The sequence below is a fragment of the Nocardia sp. NPDC004718 genome (assembly GCF_053601535.1).
On the sequence record NZ_JBSGCA010000018.1, the window covers coordinates 61,556 to 79,024 of the forward strand.

Below are 17,469 nucleotides of genomic sequence, written 5' to 3' on the forward strand. Positions count from 1 at the left end.
CTTGGGCGGCTGTCCAGCGGCAGCGTAGCGCCTGCGAACGGCCAGGGCGGGACGAGAAACGACTCAGCAGTGGGAATACCGACTGGTCGGATCAAATTGCGGTCCGAGTTCGCCGTACGGAACCAGATGGTCGCGATCCACCGTGCTCTGCCAGCCCCGCTCGGTCGCCGCCAAGGCGTGGCCGCTCGCGGCGGGATCCCTCGGCCACGGCTCGCGCAGGTGGATCTGGATATCGTCCTGCAAAACCTGCACGAGCTCCATCGCGAACCCTTCGGCAGTCGTACTGCCCGGGTCGCTGGGATCCAGGGCTATGGTCGTGCCCACCTCCGGCACCGAAATGCTCACCCACACTGTCGGGATCGGAGGCCCCGCCAGCTCGTGGAAGGGGCGCCACCGTTCGGGGTACTCGGTGCCGACCTTTGCCGAGAAGCCGAGGGACCGTTCGATATCGGCAGCGAGCAGGCGCGCGCCTCGGACCGCTTCGGAGATGTCCATAGGGCGATTCTCGACGGCGCAGGCAAATTCACGCCCGCGAATTCCTGTTGCATGAGCGCTGCCAGCAGAAAGCGCCGTGGCCCCGAGCGTTTCGCTCAGGGCCACGATCGTGCGGCGGTTCCTACTTCTGCTCGTAGGTGGCGATCAGGGTCGCACGAGCCAGCGTGTGGGAGAACAGGTTGAAGCCCAGGTAGGCGGGGCTGGCGGTCTCGTCGATGCCCAGGCTGTCGACGTCGACGGCGTGTACGACGATGAAGTAGCGGTGCGGGCCGTGGCCGGGCGGCGGGGCCGCGCCGACGAAGCCGTGGAAGCCGCCGTCGTTGCGCAGGGTGATCGAGCCGGTCGGCATGGCGCCGCCCTCTTCGCCGCTGCCCGCGCCCGCGGGCAGGGAGGTCGCGCTCACGGGGATGTCGGCGACGACCCAGTGCCAGAAGCCGGAGGCGGTGGGGGCGTCGGGGTCGTACACCGTCACCGCGAAGCTCTCGGTCTCCGCGGGGAAACCCGACCAGGACAGCTGCGGGGAGATGTCGTGGCCTCCCGCACCGAAGATGCCGCTGACCTGCTCGTTCTTGAACGGCTGCCCGTCGGTGACGTCGTCGGAGGTGAGGGTGAACGACGGCACCTTCGGCAGCGCGTCGTAGGGGTTGTAGGTCATGAAACCTCTCTTCCGGATCGGATCAGCTGTGCAGAAGGAAGTGTTCCAGCACGCGGGTGCCGAACTCGAGGGCCTCCACCGGCACCCGCTCGTCGACGCCGTGGAACAAGGCGGTGAAGTCCAGCTCCGGCGGCAGCTGCAACGGCGCGAAACCGAAGCAACGAATACCCAGGCGCGCGAACGCCTTCGCGTCCGTGCCTGCGGAGAGCATGTAGGGGACCGTGCGGCCACGTGGATCGTGCGCCAGTACGGCGTTGTTCATCGCGTCGACCAGATCGCCGTCGAAGGTCGTCTCGTAGGCGTCGAGCTTGGTGATCCACTCGCGTTCGACGTCGGGGCCGATCAGCTCGTCCACCTCCCGCTCGAACGCCGCCTGCCGTCCGGGAATCACACGGCAGTCCACCACCGCTTCGGCGGTCTGCGGGATCACGTTGGCCTTGTACCCGGCCTGCAGCATGGTGGGGTTCGCCGTGTCGCGCAAGGTGGCGCCGATGATGCGGGAAATGGTGCCCAGCTTCGCCAGCTGGCCCTCGATGTCGGGGCCGGACGGATCGAACTCCAGACCCGTCTCCTCGGCGACGGCGGCCAGGAACGCGGCCACCGAATCCGACAGCACCAGGGGAAAGGTGTGCTTGCCCAGCCGCGCCACCGCCTCGGCGAGGATGGTGACCGCGTTGTCCTCGTGCAGGAACGAGCCGTGGCCCGCACGGGACTTGGCGCGCAATCGCATCCACCCCAGGCCCTTCTCGGCGGTCTCCACCAGATACAGCCTGCGTTCGGTGCCGTCGGGCCGCGGCACGGTGAGCGAGAATCCGCCGACCTCCCCCACCGCCTCGGTGACGCCGTCGAACAGATCGGGGCGGTTGTCCACCAGCCACTGCGACCCCCACTTGCCGCCGTTCTCCTCGTCGGCGAGGAAGGCGAAGACCAGATCGCGCGGCGGCACCGTGCCCTCGAGCTTGAACTGGCGGGCCACTGCCAGCGCCATCCCGACCATGTCCTTCATGTCGATCGCGCCGCGGCCCCACACGTAGCCGTCGCGCACCGCACCGGAGAACGGGTGCACGCTCCAGTCCGCGGCCTCGGCGGGCACCACGTCCAGATGCCCGTGGATCATCAGCGCGCCGCGACTCGGGTCGGCGCCCTCCAGTCGCGCGAAGACGTTGCCGCGCCCGTCCGCGCCGGACTCGACGTACTCGGTGACATACCCCGCTTGATGCAGTTGGTCGGCCACCCACTGCGCACACTCGCGCTCGCCTTTGGTGGTGGCCAGGTCGCCGGTGTTGGAGGTGTCGAAGCGGATCAGCGTGCTGACCAGCTCCACCACTTCCGACACCGCGCGGGAGTTTCTGTTCGGGTCGAATCCTTCGCCAGTTGCGGACACGCTCCCTTTCCTACCACCCGCGCGGCAGGGCGAACGTGCCGACGGGGTGTCGCGGCGCGGCGATGCGGCCCGCACGGTGCGCGATCAGCCGTGACAGGGTTGTCATCAGGGTGATCGGAACTCACACCGGATCAGGCGGCCGGACCTTGTCGGGGAACACCACCCGCACGAAGGCCCAGAACCGGAACACCATCCCCAGCGCGGTGCCGATCAGCTGCGCGGCCACGAAGTCGGCCACGTTCTGGGTGAAGCGGGAGACCTCGGGCACCTCGAGATGCAGCACGTACCGCGACACCCACAGCGGCGCGGTGTTGATCGCGACGGCAAGGAAGCTGACCAGGTAGAACAGCGCGGCCTCGTGATGACCGCGCCGCCCGCCGCGTTCGTCGAAGGACCACTGCTTGTTGAGCACATATGACAGCGTGATGGCCGCCAGCACCGCGACCACTTTCGCCGTCACCGGATGCGGCTCGAGCACAGTGCTCTTCAAGGTCAGGAACACCGCGGTGTCCAGCGTGAACGCCGCGACACCGACAGAAGCGAAACGGAATAGTTCTCGACGCCGTGCCTCGCCCCCCAGCGCGGACGTCACCCGAGCGAAAACGGGGCTTTCGGAAAACAGCACAGGTAAAGTCTCCGGCACATGTCCCTACCCCACAACAAGATCGGCAGATTCACCGCACCGCCTGTTGCGCGAGTGCACGGTCGGTGGATCGCGGGCAGGTGAGTAGCGTGAAAAAGACCAAGCGGCACGCCCGCTCTCGGCCGGACCGCGTCGGCGCGGAGCCGATCGCCGTGATCGGCATGAGCTGTCGCTTCGCCGGCGACGCCGATTCTCCGGAGGCGTTGTGGCGGTTGCTGATCGAGGAGACCGACGCGATCGCCGACGAGCCGCCGCCCGGTCGCTGGTCCGGCGACCACCGCGGGCGCGATCGCGCCGCGGTGGGCAAGACGGTGTCGGTCGCGGGCGGGTATGTGGCGGATGTCGCCGGTTTCGACGCCGAGTTCTTCGGGATCACCCCGCGTGAGGCGGCCGATATGGATCCGCAGCAGCGCTTGGCACTCGAATTGGCCTGGGAAGCCTTCGAAGACGCGGCGATCCGACCCGACCGGGTGCCGGACACCGGCGTGTATTTCGCCAACAAATTCAACGATTATCGCGCCGTCAAACTCGCCAGGGGCGTCACCGCCATCACCCCGTTCACCAGTACCGGAGATGTCGAGGGTGTGATCGCCAACCGGGTGTCGTACTTCCTGGGTTTCGACGGTCCCAGCATGACCGTGAACGCTTCCTGCGCCGGATCGCTGGTGGCGGTGCACCTGGCCTGCCAGGCGTTGCGGACGGGTGAGAGCGCGCTGGCCGTCGCCGGTGGCGTGCAACTGAATCTGATACCGGAGACCGCGATCGGGTTGTCCGCGCTGGGTGTGCTGTCCGCACGCGGCCGGTCACACACCTTCGACGCCTCCGCCGACGGCTACGTGCGCGGCGAAGGCGGTGCGGTCGTCGTGCTCAAGCCGCTGCGACAAGCGTTGCGCGACGGCGACCGCGTCTACTGCACCCTGCTGGGTAGCGCCACCAACAACAACGGCAGGCACCGCTCCATGCCCGCCAGCAGCGCCGACGGGCAACGGCAGCTATTGCGGCGGGCCTGCGCGCGAGCGGGTGTGGACGCCTCGACGATCGACTACGTCGAGGCGCACGGCACCGGCACCGCCGTCGGTGACCACGCCGAACTGACCGCACTGGCAGAGGTTTACGGCACCGGCAGAGCCCCCGGCGCACCGCTGATCGTCGGCTCGATCAAAACCAACATCGGGCACACCGAAGCGGCCGCGGGCAAAGCCGGACTGGTGAAGGTCGCGCTGGCCCTGTCGCATCGCCGGATACCGCGCAGCCTCCATTTCGACCACGCACCCGCCGAATTCGATCCCGCCGCGACGGGAGTGCGCGTGGCCGACACCGCGATGGCGTGGCCGCGGCACGACGGCCCCGCCCGCGCCGCGGTGAGCGCGTTCGGTTTCGGCGGCTCGAACGCCCACGTCATCGCCGAAGCAGCGCCCCCACCCGATCCGGTCGTCGACAGCGGCGTCTCGGAGCGGCTGGTGGTGCTGTCCGCCCGCACCGAAGCCGCTTTGCGGGAGCACGCACGTCGGCTGCGTGAGCATCTCGTGCGCGACCCCGACATCCGTTTGGGCGACCTCGCGCACACACTGGCCACGAGAACCTCCTTCCGGCACCGGATTTCGATAGTGGCCGACGAGGTGGACAAGGTCGTCGAATTCCTCGACGCCTACCTCGACGGGGCTGCGACGGACGCGGACAGAGACGAGAACGCGGTGCTGGGTGTCGTGTTGTCCGCGGCCCTGCGTCCCGGCACGGTGGATCACCGCGACCTGCTGCACGCAGCGGGCACGCTGTTCGAGCGTGGCGTCGAGCCCGACTGGGCTGCGGTGAACCCGCCCGGCCGACCGGTCTCCCTACCCACCTATCCTTTCCAGCGCGAACGGCACTGGGCGGAGCCGCAGCCCCCAGGCGAGGCACTCGCCGAACCCGCGTCGCCTTCGCGGGACTACGGGCCCACCCTCTCCGACCTCTCGCACGATTGGATTCCGAACTCGCAGGCAGCGCCGGTCGTATCGTCGGAGACCGCGACCGAAGCTGTCGAGTCGTTCGTGACCGTACGGCACCCGGCGGCGCTCGCGTCGTCTGCCGGGTCCAGCGAGCCTCGACGTTCCGACGCACCCGGCGTCGCGGCGCTCGCCGCCCTGGTCACCACCGAACTCGCCGAAGTCGTCGGCATCGCGCCCGACCGTGTGGCCGCCCGGCAGAACTTCGAACAGCTCGGGATCGGCTCGGTGCACGCCGTGGAGCTGTCGGCCCGCCTCGGCGCCCGCCTCGGTATCGACGTCCCCGCCGCCGTCATCTGGGGCTGCCCCACCGTCGAGTTGCTTGCCGCGGAACTCGACATCCGCCTCACTCCCGCGTACCCGCAAGGCGCTCCACCGTCCACACCTGCGTCGGCGGCGGATCCACCACCGCCGGTGGTGGAAGAAGCCCTGTCGACCGCTGAACTGCTGGCATTGAGCCGGCAATTGCTCGGCTGAGCCGCAACTGCGGGCGAGACAGCACTCGAGAGGACCGAGATCGAGTGTCCGCCGCCTATGGAACCGACGTTTCTTGCGCGCGTAGTGTCGCGTCCATGGCTTGCCGGATCACCGAACTCGTCATCGACTGCGCCGACCCGCAACGGCTGTCGGACTTCTGGTGCGCAGTACTCGGCTATGTCGAACTCGGCTGGGAAGGCGACGCTTTGGAGATCGGTCCACCTGGAACCGGCTTCGGCGGGCCGCAGCCCACAGTGGTGTTCATTCGCAGCGTCGAGCCGAAGCACGGGAAACTCCCTCTGCACTTCGACGTGAATCCCACCGACCGCGATCAGGACGCCGAACTGGAGCGGCTACTGGCCGCCGGTGCCCGGAAGGTCGACATCGGCCAGTCCGGCACCGCATCGTGGCACGTGCTGGCCGACCCGGAGGGGAACGAATTCTGCCTGCTGCGCCGCCGGGTCGAGCCGTTGGGATGACTCGGAGTGGGGATCCTCCGCCGTCCACGACCGTGTGCCGGGGCGAATCTTCTCAGGCGGAATCCGAGTAGGATTCATCGTCGAGAAACGAGGACACCGCTGCATGGTGGCTGCTGAGGGTCTCCAGGTCGGATTCGATGCGCTGCAGGGTTGTTTGCATGGCTGCGACGATGTTGGGGCACAGTTCCAGCTGTGGGCGCGGGCCGCTGGCACAGGGCAGCAGTTGCGCGACGGTTTGCGAGTTGAATCCGGCGTCGAGCAGTGCCCGGATCTGGCGGACTCGCATCAGACACGCCTCATCGTAGTCCCGGTAGCCGTTGTCGGTCCGTTCGGACGCGAGCAGGCCCTGCTCCTCGTAATAGCGCAATGCGCGCGTCGTCGTGCCCGAGCGGCGGGCGAGTTCACCGATCCGCATGCCGTGACCTGCGTGGTCCGGATTTCGTCTTGACCTTCACGCCAACGTCAACGCTTAGGTTCGCGGCATGATTTCCGATACGCAGCGTCGGCAGTTGTTGGACCAGGTAGACGTCGTCGACAGCGGTGCCGGTCCGGTGGTCGCTCTCGCCCACGGCGCCGGTGGTGGAGTCCGCGAGAACTTCGCACCACTCATCGACACCATTGCCGATCGGCGATTCGTCGGACCCTACTATCCCGGCGCCGGCAAAACACCGAAGGCGACCGCGCCGCTGTCGATCGATGAACTCGCCGACACCGTGGTCGCGACCGCCTTGGAGGCCGGTGCAGAACGATTTCCGATCGTCGGGCTCTCGCTGGGTTCTGCTGTCGCCGTGACCGCAGCCACCCGGCATCCCGAGCACGTCAGCGCACTGGTACTGACCGTCGGGCTGGTGTATCCGGACGCGCAGGCACGTGCACTGGCCCGTGTGTGGCGGCATCTGGCCGAGCGCGGCGACTTCGACGTCTTGGCGGAGTTGCTCTTCTACGCCAACTCACCTGGAACGCTCACAAATGTGTCCGAGGACGAGCACGCGGTAGCGGTCGGGCAGATCCGCGCCGGCTACCCCCTCGGCGGCGCCGATCATGTAGAGCTGGTGACCCGCACCGACATTCGGCCGCTGCTCGCCGCCGTCGACGTGCCCACCCTCGTCGTCGTGAGTGGCGAGGACCGGGTCGTGTTGCCGGATACCGTTCGCCAGTTGGCTTCTGGCATCGCCGGTGCCGAACTGATCGAATACCCCTCGGCCGGGCATATATTCACGCCTGCCGAGGCTGGGCCGTGGGTTGCGGAAGTGTCCTCCTTCCTGGACCGCCTGCCGCGATGACGCGAATGGCCGCAGCGCGAACGACCACGGCCGGTGCACTGTACGGACGATTGGCGGTGCTGGGCCTGGCACTGTTCGTGTACCTGACCGCCGAGCTATTTCCGATCGGCGCATTGAACGATCTCGCCATGGGATTGCATGTGGCCCCCGCCACGGCTGGGCTCCTGCTCACGGTCTACGCGATCGCGGCCGGGGCGGCGACGCTGCCGGCGGTGTGGGCTTGTCGGCGGCTGGACCGGCGTCGCGCCCTCACCGCCTCCCTTGCGCTGCTGGCCCTCTCGCAGGTGACATTCGCTCTGGCTCCGAACTTCACGGTCGCGGCACTGGCACGCGGCGTGGCGGCGATCGCACACGGCCTGGTGTGGTCACAGATCCCCGTGGTAGCGGCACAGTACGCACCGGACGGAATGCGCGGCCGGGCGACCGCGACGGTCTTCGCGGGCTCGTCACTGGGCCTGATCGCCGGTGCGCCGATCGCCACCGGCCTGGCACACGAACTGGGTTGGCGCGCAGCCTCACTCACGCTCGCCGGTGCGGCCGGCGCCACCGCGATCCTGCTACGAGCCGCGTTACCCGCAACACCCCCACCACCGCGCGAGATACGCAGCCGCGACACCTTCGGTCTCGGAGCAGTTGTCATAGTCTGCCTCGTCACGACCGCACTGGTCGTCGGCCACTATGTGAGCTACACCTACCTGACCCTACTGATCGCACCGGCCGGGTTGAGCGGATCGCTGCTGGTAATCGTTCTGGCCGGATACGGCATCGCGGGCTTATTCGGTGTAACTCTCGTCGGACGCGCACTCGATACCCATCCGCGTCGCACCGCTCTCATCGTGGCCACGACGCTGACCTGCGCGGTGACGGCGCTCGGCATCGCGCACCTCGGCTGGGTCGTCTTCGTCCTCGTCATGCTGTGGGGCGCCGCCGCGGCGGCCTTGCCGGTAATCCTGCAACACGCTGTCCTCCGCGCAGCTCCGGACGCCCCGGACGTCCCGTCCGCCGCCTACGTCGTGTCCTACCAACTCGGCATAACCGGTGGCTCCGCGCTCGGAGCCGCTCTGCTGAGCCACACCCGGGCCGCATCTCTGCCCTTGTGGTCCGGCATCGCGCTGGCCGCCGGAACTATCCTGATCATCACTACACCAGCTGTTTTCGGACATCGACAGCCTTCCCTCACGGATCACGCGCCCAGCCGGGGCGGCAAACAAGCCAGCGGAAACCGCTGCTGAACAACACGATCTGTGCGATCGACGACATCGAGCCATGTCCGGTGGCTGTCCTCCCCCGGTGCCGACCACCGCAACCCGCTGGTGGATCCCTTCCTCGGATCCGCCGTGGCAGGCCTGGTTCGCGACAGCCGACACACTTCGGCGGGGATGGCTGATCCGCGGTGCGAGCTGCGCCGCCTGCTCCCGCGTGCAAACACCCACCGCGACGTCCGGCACCGCCTTGTCGATCGCAGCGTGAGCGCTGCTGGTTCTCCGGTTCGGAAGCGAGGGTGATGCTGCCTGCGGTCCGGGTGGGCTGGGGTCTAGAAGGGGGCCATCGGTGTTGAGGCAGCACGAGTCATTCGCCGGCTACGTGATCGAAGGCGTGCTCGGACAGGGCGGTATGGGCACCGTCTATCTGGCCCGGCACCCGCGTCTGCCGCGGCTGGTGGCGCTCAAGCTGCTCAATCGCGCGGTGTCCGAGGACGAGGAGCTGCGCAGGCGGTTCGAACAGGAAGCCAATGTGGTTGCGCGCCTGGAGCATCCGGGCATCGTCGGCGTCTACGATCGTGGCACCGAGGACGGGCACCTGTGGATTTCCATGCAGTACGTCCGTGGCACCGACGCTGCGCGGCTCGATCCACGCAACACCCGCCCCGAACAGGTCCTGCAGATCGTCGGCGATACGGCGAAGGCGCTGGACTACGCCCACAGCCGAGGTGTGCTGCATCGCGACATCAAACCGGCCAACATCCTGATCGCCGAGCCGGAAGCCGGTCGTGAAACCCGCGCGCTGCTCACCGATTTCGGTATCGCGCGAATACTCGACGCGGACACCAAACTGACCGCCACCGGAACGTTCACCGCCACCCTCGCCTACGCCTCGCCGGAGCAACTGTCCGGTGAGCCGGTCGATCACCGCGCCGATCAATACTCCCTCGGCTGCACCCTCTACACGATGCTGGCGGGGCAGCCACCGTTCCCCTCGACCAATCCCGGTCAAATCGTCGCCGGACACATCGCCAAGCCGGTGCCGCGCATCAGCGATTTCCGTCCCGACCTGCCACCGCGACTCGACGAGGTGATCGCTCGCGCGCTGGCCAAGCACCGGGACGAACGCTTCGCCAGCTGCGGCGACTTCGCGGTGGCCGCGGCGGCGGCCCTGCGCGGCGACGCTCCCGCCGCAGCGCCCGCGCGGACTTTCGTCGACAGGCGTTCCGGCCACCCGGCCACGGCGGTCGACCTGTGGCCACGTTCGGCCCCGACCCTGCTGAACCAGCCTTCGGAGCCCCGGTGGCCCGCCGAGCAGCTCCCGCCGCTGCAACCGCTCACGCCCCTCCACGATCCGGTCCGGCCATCCGGCGTCGTCCCCAGGATCGGCGCCGTCGTCGCGTTCGGCTTCGGGCTGGTCTTCTGTCTGATCATCGCCAACGGGGTGATGGAGCTGATGACCCCGCACATCGAATACGGTCACCGCCAGACGCGGCGTGAGGTTGCCCTCGAACTTCTCGCCCCCATGGCGATCTCCACCACGATGGCACTGGTGCTGCTCGGCGGCTCGATCGCACTGTTCCGGCGCAAGCGAGCGGGCCGCATCGCCGTGGCGCTGGGTACCGGGATCCTCACGCTGGTCGGCTTGGTCGGAGCCGGAGCCAGTCTGGGTGGCGACAGCCGTACCCGCGACCTGGTTTTCGTCGGCACGCTCCTGTTTTTCTCCTGTACGGGGCTGCTGTGCACCCTGTCCCCCGCGACCAGGCGCTGGCTCGCTGACAAGCGTCCCAGGAACCGGCCATGAGCCCGCAGAGCGCTCAGGGCACCACCACGATCTTTCCGGTGGCCCGATTGTCCTCCATGTACCGGTGGGCTGCCACGATGTCGTCCAGGCCGAAGACACGGTCGACGTTGGGTCGGTAGACGCCTGCCTCGACCTCGTCGACGACCCGCTGCAGCACGGTCGCGCCCGCGCTGCCCTTCATGTTGTCGCTGTGGAAGGCAGTGAGCTTGGTTCCGGACGGGATCATCGCTATCGGCTCGAAGTCGTGGATGAGCCAGCCACTGAGCGAGCCCGCCACGCACACCGCCCCACCCCGGCGGACCAGGCGCAGGGAGTCCACCGCCGTGCGCGCTCCGACGAGATCCAGCACATAGTCCGGCCCCTCCGGCCAGACCGCGTGCACACCCGCCGCCAGCGACCCACCGTCGTCGACGAGCACGTGGTCGGCACCGGCCGCGGCCAACGCGTCGATCTTGTCGTGCCGCCGGGTGGTGGCCGTGACCTCGATACCGTGGCCGGACGCGATCGACGCGGCCGCCATACCCACCGACGAGGTGCCGCCGCGAATCAGCAACCGCCCCTCGCCGTTCGGCACCACCCCCAACGCGTCGAGCGAGCCGTGCGCGGTCAAATAGGTCTCGGGCAGCGCGGCCAGGATCTCCCAGGGCAACGTGGTGGTGACCGGCATCAGCAGCGAGTTCGGCAACAACGCGTACTCCGCGTAGCCGCCGTCGAACTCCCGGCCCATCTCCCCCATCACCGCCGCGACGGTCGCGCCGACCGGCAACACGGGATCGGTCGAGGCTGCCACGATTCCCACACATTCGATCCCGAGCACACGCGGGAACTGCACGTTCGGGGAATGTCCCTGACGGGTTCGCAGCTCCGAGCGGTTCAAGCCCACGCCCTTCACCCGCACCAGGCTCCAGCCCTCCCGAACCGCAGGCACCGGCAGTTCACGGATCTCCAGTACCTCCGGGCCACCCGCCCGGACACAGACCGCGGCTCGCATCGTCGTACCCGTCGTCTCACACCGCATCAGGGCGGCGGTGCTGTCTGAATGGAGGTCATTACGCATGCGTCCACTGTCGCCAGGCGACCTTGTGGCCGTCTACCGATAGAATGCCAACTCATGCCCGTTGGCCGCCAACTTCCCCAGCTCGGCCCGACATCCCAGCTGTGGCCGTCCGGAGGGGTGCACCTGTGGCCGTCGGGGGGAACGAGTTCGGTGCACTCCCATCCGCGTGGACACCTGGTCTACGCGGCTCGCGGCGTCCTGTCCGTGCACACCGAACGGGGCACATCCATCGTTCCGGCCAATCGAATCGCCTGGACCCCTGCCGAGTTCACGCACTACCATCGGGCACACGGCGACACCGACATGCGGATCGTCTTCCTACCCCCATCCCAGGCGCGGCTCGTGCCGGACCGTCCCGCCGTGTTCCTGGCCTCCGCCCTCGCCCGCGAAATCCTGCTCACCCTCACGAGCCCACGCGACCACGACCGCGCCGCACGTGCTCGCCTTCGCCGCGTCCTCGTCGATGAACTACAGGAAGCACACGAACAGCCACTCGTGCTGCCGAAACCCCATGACGACCGGTTGCAGGCCATCGCGCGGATCCTCTCCGAGAACCCGGCGGACAACACGTCACTGGCCGAACTCGGGCGCACGATCGGAGCCAGCGCCCGCAGCCTCAGCAGACTGTTCCACAACGAACTCGGCATGACCTTCTACGAGTGGCGCACCCAGCTGCGCGTCTACCACGCACTCGTCCTGCTCGCCGACGGCCACGACACCACCCGCGTCGCCCACGCCTGCGGCTGGGCGAACCCCAGCAGCTTCATCGCCGCTTTCACCGACCTCGTCGGCACCACCCCGGGCCGCTACCGCACCACTCCATGACCTCGGCACCACATCACAAGGCTCCGCCCGTCGGTGGCGACCGACGACGTCGACCCGACGACGGGGCGAGCGCGCGCTGGTAGCGCTCGCTGATCGTCCGCAGAGCCCGCACCAGTTCGGGTGAATCCACGATCTCGAAGTCGGCGCCGAGCAGCCCGAGGTAGAGCGCCAGCATTTCCGGATGGTCGGAGCCGGGTTCGAACGCGCACCGGTCCTCGCTCAACGGCTCGACGTCGACGGGAATCGGGAGTCGGCTGCGCACGTGATCCGCAGGCGCGTGCACGATCACCCTGGCGCGGAAACGCCACGTCGACTCGCCGATTCCGCGGGCGACTCGTGCGGTGATCTCACGGTCGGGCGGCAGCGGCCGCGGCGTGAAGCGGGGGCCGGTCGGTGTGCGAGGCTGCATCCTGTCGACGCGAAAGGTCCGCCAATCGGCGCGGTCGAGGTCCCAGGCCATCAGGTACCAGCGTTGTCGATCGTTGATCAGCCGATACGGCTCCACCGAACGCCGACCGGCGGCCCCCGAATGCGTCTGGTAGTCGAACCGCAGTCGTTCATGGTCGCGGCAGGCGTCGGCGGTCACGGTCAGCACATCCGGATCGACGAGCGGGCCGCGCGGGGGAAGCGCGAGGGTGTGCGACCCGAAGGCGTCGACGCGACGGCGCAGCCGCGACGGCAAAATCTGTCGCAGTTTCGTCAGTGCACGCAACGAGGTCTCCTCGATGTCCGCGATGGAACCGGCTGCGGCGCTGCGCAGCCCGATCGCGATCGCGACCGCTTCGTCGTCATCGAGCAGCAGCGGCGGCAGCGCACCTCCGACACCCAGCCGGTATCCACCGTCGACACCCGGCCGAGCCTCGACTGGATAGCCGAGTCGTCGCAGGCGGTCGACGTCGTTGCGGACGGTGCGCACGGTGACCTCCAGCCGAGCGGCCAACTCGGGTCCGGTCCAGTCGCGGTGCGCTTGCAGCAGGGAAAGCAGACGAAGCAGTCGTGCCGAGGTTTCGATCATTTGTCCATCTTCTCCCGAATTGAGGAACCGACCTTTCCGCAATGGCAACTACCTTATGTTTCACCGGCGCGAAACGCTCGCCCGAGCCGACAGAGAGAACCCCAATGAGTGACGCAATCCAGCCCTTTCGCATCCACATCGCGCAGTCCGATCTCGATTACCTGCACCATCGGCTCGCCGAGGCCCGCTGGCCGGCCGAGTTGCCCGATGTCGGCTGGAACCGCGGCATACCGCAGCTCTACCTGAAGGAGCTGGCGGAGTATTGGCGCACGGGCTACGACTGGCGTGCGCAGGAAGCCGCGCTCAATTCCTATCCGCAGTTCACGACCGAGATCGACGGCCAGCGCATTCATTTCCTGCACGTCCGCTCCGGCCGAGCGGACGCGACGCCACTGCTGATCACCCACGGCTATCCCAGCTCGGTCGCCGAATTCCTCCACCTCATCGAGCCTTTGGTCAACCCGGCCGAGGGGCCTGCGTTCCATGTGGTCGCGCCGTCGCTGCCCGGCTATGCCTTCTCCACTCCGCCCAGCGCGACCTGCTGGGCGATGGGCCGCACCGCGAACGCGTGGATCGAGCTGATGCGCAGGCTGGGCTACCAGCGCTACGGGGTTCACGGCGGCGACGTCGGCGCCGGCATATCCGGCCTGGTCGGCGCCCGCGACAGCGAGCATGTCATCGGCGTCCACGTCGTGACCGATCCGCTGACCGCCGCCAATGTGGCGACGTTCATTCCCGGAATGGCCGAGCGCCTCGATGCCGACGACCCGGTCGACAAGCTGATCCTCGAGCGCATGGACGCCTTCCGCAAGGAGGGTTCCGGATACTTGTCGATCCAGCAGAGCCGACCGCAGACCATCGGTTACGGTCTCGTCGATTCGCCGCTACTGCAGCTGGCGTGGATCGCCGAGAAGTTCGAGGAATGGACCGACTTGCCGATCGATCGCGACCAATTGCTCACTACCGTCAGCCTTTACTGGTTCACCGGAGCGGGCATCACCGCGGCGCACACCCTCTATGACCAAGCGCACTCCTCGGATTGGGGAGCGCCCGCGGTACCGCAGGGCTTCGCGGTGTTCAGTGCGGACGAGACCGTGCGCAAGGTAGTCCCGGCGCCGCCGGAGGCGCACTGGACCGAATTCGAGCACGGCCTGCACTTCCCGGCCATGGAGGCGCCGGCTCAACTGGCAGCCGATCTGCGAATATTCTTCGAACATCTGCGATAAGCCCGAACCCGATGGCCAGACCCCGAGCTCGCGGGCCCTCAACCGGGCCACGCCAGCTTCGCCGGTACCTTAGGGCCGCCGAGTTGGCGCAGCTCGGGCCGACCGGCTATCGGCCGCTCCGAATGCGCACACGCTGTTCTGATATCTCGGCGGTGCAGAACCTTGCGAGCCATCGCCGCCCGGTCAGCCGGTAGCGTCCCGTGGAGTGGTGATGCTCGGTGCAGCCGTGCAGTCGGCGAACAGTGCCGATCAGAGGCGTGTCGCAGTGTGGACGAGGTCGGCAACGGCTTTGGATCTGCTGTGTGGCGGCCAGGCGATGACGGTCGTGACCACTGGTGCGTCCGGCACCGGCACCACGGCATGATCGTCGCGTAGCTGAGTTCGCAGCGACTCGGGCACGACCGCGCAGGCCAGTCCGAGCGCGATCAGTTGGAGCAGTTGGGTATGGTCGCGCACCTGCGGGCCGGGGCCGTCCGGATAACTTCCATCCCGTCGCGGCCAGCGCGGCAGAGGCAGATCCGTCTGGGCGTTGAGCTCGGCAAACGACACATGCGCCCGGTCGGCGAGGGGATGACCCGCAGGCAGGACCACGACCTGCTGTTCAGTATGCAGATCCTCGGTGTCGAATCCGGCTGTCGTGTCGTAGGGCCGGTGGAGCAGAGCAACGTCGGCACGCCCGTTGCGCAGCAGGCTTTCCGGTTCGCCGGGCCCGCACAGCATCACCTCGACGGCCACGGCGCCCGGTTCGGCAGCGTAGGCGTCCAGCAGCTTCGACAACAGTTCCCTGGCCGCGCCGGCCTTGGTGACCAGCACCAGACCCGGCTGGTCGGCCGCGGCGCGGCGGGTGCGGCGCTCGGCGGCTTCGACCGCGTCGAGCGCGGTCCGGGCCTCGCGCAGCAGCACCGCCCCGGCCTCGGTCAAGGCGATGGCGCGAGCGGTGCGGTGCAGCAGGACGACTCCGAGCCGCCGTTCGAGCTGCTGGATGGCTCGCGAGAGTGGTGGTTGCGCCATGGAGAGCCGTTGTGCCGCCCGCCCGAAGTGCAACTCTTCGGCGACGGCAACGAAGTACCGCAACTCCCGCGTCTCCACCACGTCATCGTATCCGGCGCTCACCACGACCGATACCCGTGCGGTATCGACGCCCACCCGACCGGTCTTGGACGCCGCACCCGGAACCGCAGCAGGATCGGCGGTGTGAGTGAACAGACGATCGCGCTGGTGACCGGCGCGAACAAAGGAATCGGATACGAGATCGCGGCGGGCCTGGGCGCCCTCGGCTGGCGAATCGGTGTGGGCGCGCGGGATCGGCAACGCCGCGACACCGCGGTGGAGAAGCTACGCGCGGCCGGGACCGATGCGTTCGGTGTGCCGCTCGACGTGACCGACGACGCGAGTGTGGCCGCGGCGGCCGAATTGATCGCCGACCATGCCGGAGGGCTCGACGTCCTGGTGAACAATGCCGCGATCAACGGCGTCACCGGCGATATGCCGCAGACACCGACCACGGTCGATCCCGCGACCGTGCGAGCTATCGTGGAAACCAACGTGATCGGGGTCATCCGCGTCACCAACGCGATGCTGCCCATGCTGCGCGCCTCGGCCTCACCGCGAATCGTCAACATGTCCAGCAGCGTCGGCTCGCTCGCGCTGCAAACCACACCCGGCATCGACATGGGGCCAGTGCCTGCTGCCTATTTGGCGTCGAAGACCTTCCTCAACGCCGTCACCATCCAGTACGTCAAGGAGCTGAGTGATACCAACATCCTGATCAATGCAGCTTGTCCCGGTTTGACCGCCACCGACTTCACCGGTTTCAGCGGCGACCGTACACCGCAACAGGGGGCGGCCATCGCGATTCATCTCGCGACCCTGCCCGACGACGGACCGACCGGCGAATTCCTCAACGACGCCGGAACAGTGCCCTGGTGACGGGCACACCCGTGCGAACCGTTCCCGAAGTCGGCTGCGCCTGGCGCGCCGGAGGAGAAGCAAAACAATGACAAAGGCAGTCAGGTACGACGAATTCGGCGGAGTCGACGTCCTGCGGATCGAGGAGGTCGATCGCCCGGTGCCCGGGGAAGGGCAGGTCCTCGTGCAGGTGAGAGCGGCAGGCATCAACCCCGGTGAGGCGGCATTACGCACCGGTGCGATGACGGACATCTTTCCCTCGACCTTTCCCTCCGGACAGGGCAGCGATCTAGCCGGAGTCGTCGTCGAGATCGGCGCCGGAGCCGACCGATTCTCGCCCGGCGACGAGGTGATCGGATTCTCCGAGAAGCGGGCCGCCCAGGCCGAGCTGGCCCTCGTCGACGTCGACAACCTCACACCCAAACCGCGCAACGTCCCATGGGAGGTGGCGGGCGGCCTATACATTGCCGGTGTGACTGCCTGGGGGGCAGTGCATTCCGTACAGCTGGAGAAGGGCGAGAGCGTCGTCGTCTCCGGAGCCGCCGGAGGAGTCGGCTCGTTCGCGGTTCAGCTCGCGCGCCGTGCCGGAGCCACGGTCATCGGTCTGGCGAGCGAGGGCAACCACGAGTGGCTGCACAGCCACGGCGTGATCCCCGTCGCATACGGTGACGGCGTCATGGACCGGATCAAGGCCGCCGCACCGGGCGGCGTCCATGCCGTCATCGACACCTACGGCGGCGGGTACGTCGAACTGGCCCTCGCTCTCGGCGTCGCAATCGAACGGATCGACACCCTCATCGATTTCGCAGCAGCCGCGAAGTATGGGGTCAAGACCGAACCCGGGCCCAACGGCAGGCCGGGCGCCGAGGTGCTCGCCGAATTGGCCGAGCTGATCGCCGACGGACACCTCGAAGTTCCTATCGCGAACGTCTATCCGTTGACACAGGTCCGCCAGGCCTACACCGAACTCGAACGCAGACACACCCACGGCAAAATCGTGCTCGTGCCCTAACCTGCTCACTCATCGCACG

The 17,469-nt window shown here is 67.9% G+C and carries 17 protein-coding genes; 9 read left to right on the forward strand and 8 right to left on the reverse strand.

Going from position 1 to position 17,469, the window contains the following annotated elements:
* Positions 1 to 63: 63 nt before the first annotated feature.
* The 4 genes from ACWEH3_RS16140 to ACWEH3_RS16155 all read right to left on the reverse strand — a co-directional run bounded on the left by ACWEH3_RS16140 (position 64) and on the right by ACWEH3_RS16155 (position 3,159).
* Positions 64 to 600 carry a hypothetical protein gene (locus tag ACWEH3_RS16140; protein WP_450017422.1) on the reverse strand — a complete coding sequence of 179 codons (537 nt, stop codon included), beginning with the start codon at positions 598 to 600 and terminating at the stop codon, positions 64 to 66.
* 16 nt (positions 601 to 616) lie between these two features.
* Entirely contained in the window at positions 617 to 1,150 is a 534-nt protein-coding gene (locus tag ACWEH3_RS16145) for a YbhB/YbcL family Raf kinase inhibitor-like protein (RefSeq protein WP_450017420.1), read from the reverse strand.
* A 22-nt stretch (positions 1,151 to 1,172) separates the two neighbouring features.
* A complete protein-coding gene (locus tag ACWEH3_RS16150; RefSeq protein WP_450017418.1) occupies positions 1,173 to 2,534 on the reverse strand; it encodes a M20/M25/M40 family metallo-hydrolase in 1,362 nt (453 codons plus the stop codon).
* A gap of 121 nt (positions 2,535 to 2,655) precedes the next feature.
* Positions 2,656 to 3,159, reverse strand: coding sequence for a GtrA family protein (locus ACWEH3_RS16155; protein WP_450017416.1), 504 nt, complete (start codon positions 3,157 to 3,159; stop codon positions 2,656 to 2,658).
* A 107-nt stretch (positions 3,160 to 3,266) separates the two neighbouring features.
* Here ACWEH3_RS16155 and ACWEH3_RS16160 point away from each other — a divergent pair, with 107 nt between their 5' ends.
* Positions 3,267 to 5,639, forward strand: a complete 2,373-nt coding sequence (locus tag ACWEH3_RS16160) for a beta-ketoacyl synthase N-terminal-like domain-containing protein (protein WP_450017414.1) — start codon at positions 3,267 to 3,269, stop codon at positions 5,637 to 5,639.
* A 95-nt stretch (positions 5,640 to 5,734) separates the two neighbouring features.
* On the forward strand, positions 5,735 to 6,118 hold the full coding sequence (locus ACWEH3_RS16165) for a VOC family protein (RefSeq protein ID WP_450017412.1): 384 nt from the start codon (positions 5,735 to 5,737) through the stop codon (positions 6,116 to 6,118).
* 52 nt (positions 6,119 to 6,170) lie between these two features.
* On the opposite strand, the gene ACWEH3_RS16170 is transcribed toward ACWEH3_RS16165, so the two are convergent.
* Complete coding sequence (locus ACWEH3_RS16170; protein ID WP_450017410.1) at positions 6,171 to 6,533, reverse strand: MerR family transcriptional regulator; 363 nt, start codon at positions 6,531 to 6,533, stop codon at positions 6,171 to 6,173.
* Positions 6,534 to 6,600: 67 nt separating this feature from the next.
* Between ACWEH3_RS16170 and ACWEH3_RS16175 the strand changes: the two genes are divergently transcribed.
* From ACWEH3_RS16175 to ACWEH3_RS16185, 3 genes are all read left to right on the forward strand, one after another.
* The gene (locus ACWEH3_RS16175) at positions 6,601 to 7,401 is read left to right on the forward strand and encodes an alpha/beta fold hydrolase (protein ID WP_450017408.1); all 801 of its coding nucleotides are present in this window, start codon (positions 6,601 to 6,603) and stop codon (positions 7,399 to 7,401) included.
* Between the two features lie 5 nt (positions 7,402 to 7,406).
* Positions 7,407 to 8,633, forward strand: coding sequence for an MFS transporter (locus ACWEH3_RS16180; protein WP_450017406.1), 1,227 nt, complete (start codon positions 7,407 to 7,409; stop codon positions 8,631 to 8,633).
* Positions 8,634 to 8,952: 319 nt separating this feature from the next.
* Positions 8,953 to 10,407, forward strand: coding sequence for a serine/threonine-protein kinase (locus ACWEH3_RS16185; RefSeq protein WP_450017404.1), 1,455 nt, complete (start codon positions 8,953 to 8,955; stop codon positions 10,405 to 10,407).
* A 13-nt stretch (positions 10,408 to 10,420) separates the two neighbouring features.
* Here the strand turns inward: ACWEH3_RS16185 and ACWEH3_RS16190 are convergent, their stop codons facing one another.
* Positions 10,421 to 11,464: a zinc-binding dehydrogenase gene (locus ACWEH3_RS16190; protein WP_450017402.1), complete on the reverse strand. Its 1,044-nt coding sequence runs from the start codon at positions 11,462 to 11,464 to the stop codon at positions 10,421 to 10,423.
* A 54-nt stretch (positions 11,465 to 11,518) separates the two neighbouring features.
* Here ACWEH3_RS16190 and ACWEH3_RS16195 point away from each other — a divergent pair, with 54 nt between their 5' ends.
* Positions 11,519 to 12,289 (forward strand): AraC family transcriptional regulator, encoded by a 771-nt coding sequence (locus tag ACWEH3_RS16195; RefSeq protein WP_450017400.1) that lies wholly within the window; start codon positions 11,519 to 11,521, stop codon positions 12,287 to 12,289.
* A gap of 13 nt (positions 12,290 to 12,302) precedes the next feature.
* Here ACWEH3_RS16195 and ACWEH3_RS16200 read toward each other — a convergent pair whose 3' ends face one another.
* Complete coding sequence (locus ACWEH3_RS16200; RefSeq protein WP_450017398.1) at positions 12,303 to 13,304, reverse strand: helix-turn-helix transcriptional regulator; 1,002 nt, start codon at positions 13,302 to 13,304, stop codon at positions 12,303 to 12,305.
* A 104-nt stretch (positions 13,305 to 13,408) separates the two neighbouring features.
* Here ACWEH3_RS16200 and ACWEH3_RS16205 point away from each other — a divergent pair, with 104 nt between their 5' ends.
* On the forward strand, positions 13,409 to 14,530 hold the full coding sequence (locus tag ACWEH3_RS16205) for an epoxide hydrolase family protein (RefSeq protein ID WP_450017396.1): 1,122 nt from the start codon (positions 13,409 to 13,411) through the stop codon (positions 14,528 to 14,530).
* Positions 14,531 to 14,779: 249 nt separating this feature from the next.
* Here ACWEH3_RS16205 and ACWEH3_RS16210 read toward each other — a convergent pair whose 3' ends face one another.
* Positions 14,780 to 15,676, reverse strand: a complete 897-nt coding sequence (locus ACWEH3_RS16210; protein ID WP_450017394.1) for a LysR family transcriptional regulator — start codon at positions 15,674 to 15,676, stop codon at positions 14,780 to 14,782.
* 48 nt (positions 15,677 to 15,724) lie between these two features.
* Between ACWEH3_RS16210 and ACWEH3_RS16215 the strand changes: the two genes are divergently transcribed.
* Both ACWEH3_RS16215 and ACWEH3_RS16220 read left to right on the forward strand, forming a co-directional pair.
* On the forward strand, positions 15,725 to 16,459 hold the full coding sequence (locus tag ACWEH3_RS16215; RefSeq protein WP_450017392.1) for an SDR family NAD(P)-dependent oxidoreductase: 735 nt from the start codon (positions 15,725 to 15,727) through the stop codon (positions 16,457 to 16,459).
* Positions 16,460 to 16,526: 67 nt separating this feature from the next.
* Positions 16,527 to 17,450, forward strand: coding sequence for an NADP-dependent oxidoreductase (locus tag ACWEH3_RS16220; protein ID WP_450017390.1), 924 nt, complete (start codon positions 16,527 to 16,529; stop codon positions 17,448 to 17,450).
* Positions 17,451 to 17,469 lie beyond the last annotated feature (19 nt).